Below are 2,198 nucleotides of genomic sequence, written 5' to 3' on the forward strand. Positions count from 1 at the left end.
CCAGCAGCACGTCGCCGTGGTCCGGGAGTTCGCCGATCAGGACGGCGGTCTGGCGGGCCGCGGGCAGCTCGGGACCAGCGGACTGCCCGAGCTGACCGCGCACCTGGCCGAGCGGACGGCGGCGTTCCTGGCCGCCGGGGAGCACACCGGCGGTGGACCGGACACCGGCAGGTCGGACACCCGCAGGTCGGACACCGACGGGGAACACGACGGGGAGGCGGACGAGTGAGCGGGCTCGACCTGACGGGCCTGGCCACCGGGCCGGCCCAGGTGTGGGGCGGGGTGCGCCTGGTGCCGCTGCTGCGCGCGGCGCCGATCACCGACCTGCGGCTGCACCGGCGGGTGTACGGGGACGCGTACGCCCCGGTCGCGCTCGACCGCCGCACCACCTACCTGTCCTACGTGCCGCACGGCTTCGTCGCGGACTGGACGGACGACGGCTCCGCCGCCGCCTACGGCACCTCGCTCGGCGAGCGGGTGCCGGAGCGCGTACCGGTGCGTCCGCACCACCGGCTGGCCCGCCGGGAGGGCTCGAACCGGCTGCGTTTCCTGCCGCTGCACCTGGCGCTGGAGGGCTACCTCGCGCTGCACTTCGGCGGGCCGACGGTGCTCTGGGCGGAGTGGTCGCAGCGGGCGGTGCGCGCGGGGCTGTCGCCGCGCGCCGAGGAGGCGTACCGGGGTGCCGAGGTGCGCGGGCTGGCCGACGCGCTGCGGGTGTTCGAGATCCACCACGGGCAGTGCGGGGTGCTGGTGTACGTCGCGGACGCCCTGGCGGCGGCGTTCGCGGTGCCGCATCCGGAGGACTACCGGGCGTTGCACGCGACGCTGGTGCACGACCTGTTCGGCGAGCTGATCCACCACTACGCACTGCTGTCGGCGCCGGTGCCGGAGTTCCGGGCGAGCATCCCGGGCCCGGGCATCCGCTCGCTGGCCGACCTGCGGGCGGCCGCGGACGGGCAGGAGCGGGCCTGGGCGGAGTTCCACGACGGCACGATGGCGGCGGGCCTGCTGGCGGCCCCCGTCCGGTCCCGGCCGGTGTACCGGGCGGGCCGGTTCACCCTCGGCCGGTTCCTGCCGGAGTTCCGGCCGGGCGCGGAGAACCACATCGGCGAGACGATCACCGACGGGGACGGCCGGATCGCCTACCTGAAGACCTTCCGGCTGTCGGAGGCGCAGGTGCGCCGGGGGTTCCTGCTGGACACGCTCGCCGCGCACGACTGGCACCTGGGCTCGGCGGCGGCCGCGCTGAACGCCACCGAGGCGCAGTTGGGCCTGCGGCTGGAGGCGGCGGGCTTCGGGGCGCTGCTGCGGCAGGACGTGCTGGACGGGTACCGCAAGCGGGCCCGGGCGGGTGGGGACGGCGCCGCGGCTCAGCCGGCGGCGAGCCGGCGGCCCTCGTCGAAGTAGCGGGTGAGGGCGTCGGCGCCGCCGAGTTCGCGGACGGTGCGGGCGGCGCCGAACGGGGCGTTCCAGAACCCGCCGGTGCGCGGGGTGTGCGGGCCGACGTAGGCGTACGGCTCGGGCTGGTAGGAGTCGCCGGCGGAGACGCCGTAGTTGACCGCGTCGAGGGTGATGCCGAGGTCGAAGTGCTCGGGCCAGAGCACCGGTTCCGTGTCCGGGGCGAGGCGGCGCAGGGCGGTGTCGGCGGCGCCGAAGCAGTGGGCGATCCACTGGGCGGCCTGCGGGTCGGCGTCGACCGGGTCGTCGGAGGCGGCGCCGGAGCCGTCGTGGTACAGGCCCTCGGGCGGGCCGGGTTCGAGGCCGAGGGCCGTCGCGAGCGCCGCGCAGCTGGTGCGCCGCAGGGTGAGGCGGTGTCCCGGGGCCATCAGCTCGTCGCCGATGACCTGCAGGAAGGGTTCGGCCGTGGTGGCGAAACCGCCCGGGTAGGCCCGCAGCCGGATGGTGCCGCTCGCCCGGTACTGGGGCCCGGCGAGCACCGTCTCGGCGACGGCGTGCAGGGCCCGGCGGGTGCGGACGACCGTGTCGATGTCCATGTCTTCATGGTGACCTGCACCGGCGGGGACGGCACAACCCGTCGTCCGTGGCCAGGAGTCGACAGGTCGATGAGGCGACTTGTCGCCTCTGCCCCGCTTTCGCACGCCGGTGACCTGCGGAAGCGGACGGCTGCGGCCCCGCCGGGGCCCGCCGTACGCCGCTCAGTGCCCGGCGCGGCGGCGGCGCAGCAGCACGGCGCCGGC

General features: G+C 76.3%; 3 protein-coding genes. 2 read left to right on the top strand and 1 reads right to left on the bottom strand.

Annotated elements, in window-relative coordinates:
- Together ABZ641_RS34040 and ABZ641_RS34045 are read left to right on the top strand one after the other, a co-directional pair.
- On the top strand, positions 1–229 hold a 229-nt coding region (locus ABZ641_RS34040), incomplete at its 5' end, for a hypothetical protein (protein ID WP_359988173.1).
- Positions 226–1,407, top strand: coding sequence for a hypothetical protein (locus ABZ641_RS34045; protein WP_359988175.1), 1,182 nt, complete (start codon positions 226–228; stop codon positions 1,405–1,407). The genes ABZ641_RS34040 and ABZ641_RS34045, both read left to right, overlap by 4 nt.
- On the opposite strand, the gene ABZ641_RS34050 is transcribed toward ABZ641_RS34045, so the two are convergent.
- Positions 1,371–1,994, bottom strand: a complete 624-nt coding sequence (locus ABZ641_RS34050) for a hypothetical protein (protein WP_344627864.1) — start codon at positions 1,992–1,994, stop codon at positions 1,371–1,373. The two genes, ABZ641_RS34045 and ABZ641_RS34050, sit on opposite strands and share 37 nt — an antisense overlap.
- Between the last annotated feature and the right edge of the window lie 204 nt (positions 1,995–2,198).

It is taken from the genome of Kitasatospora sp. NPDC007106 (assembly GCF_040634455.1).
Lineage (GTDB): Bacteria > Actinomycetota > Actinomycetes > Streptomycetales > Streptomycetaceae > Kitasatospora > Kitasatospora arboriphila.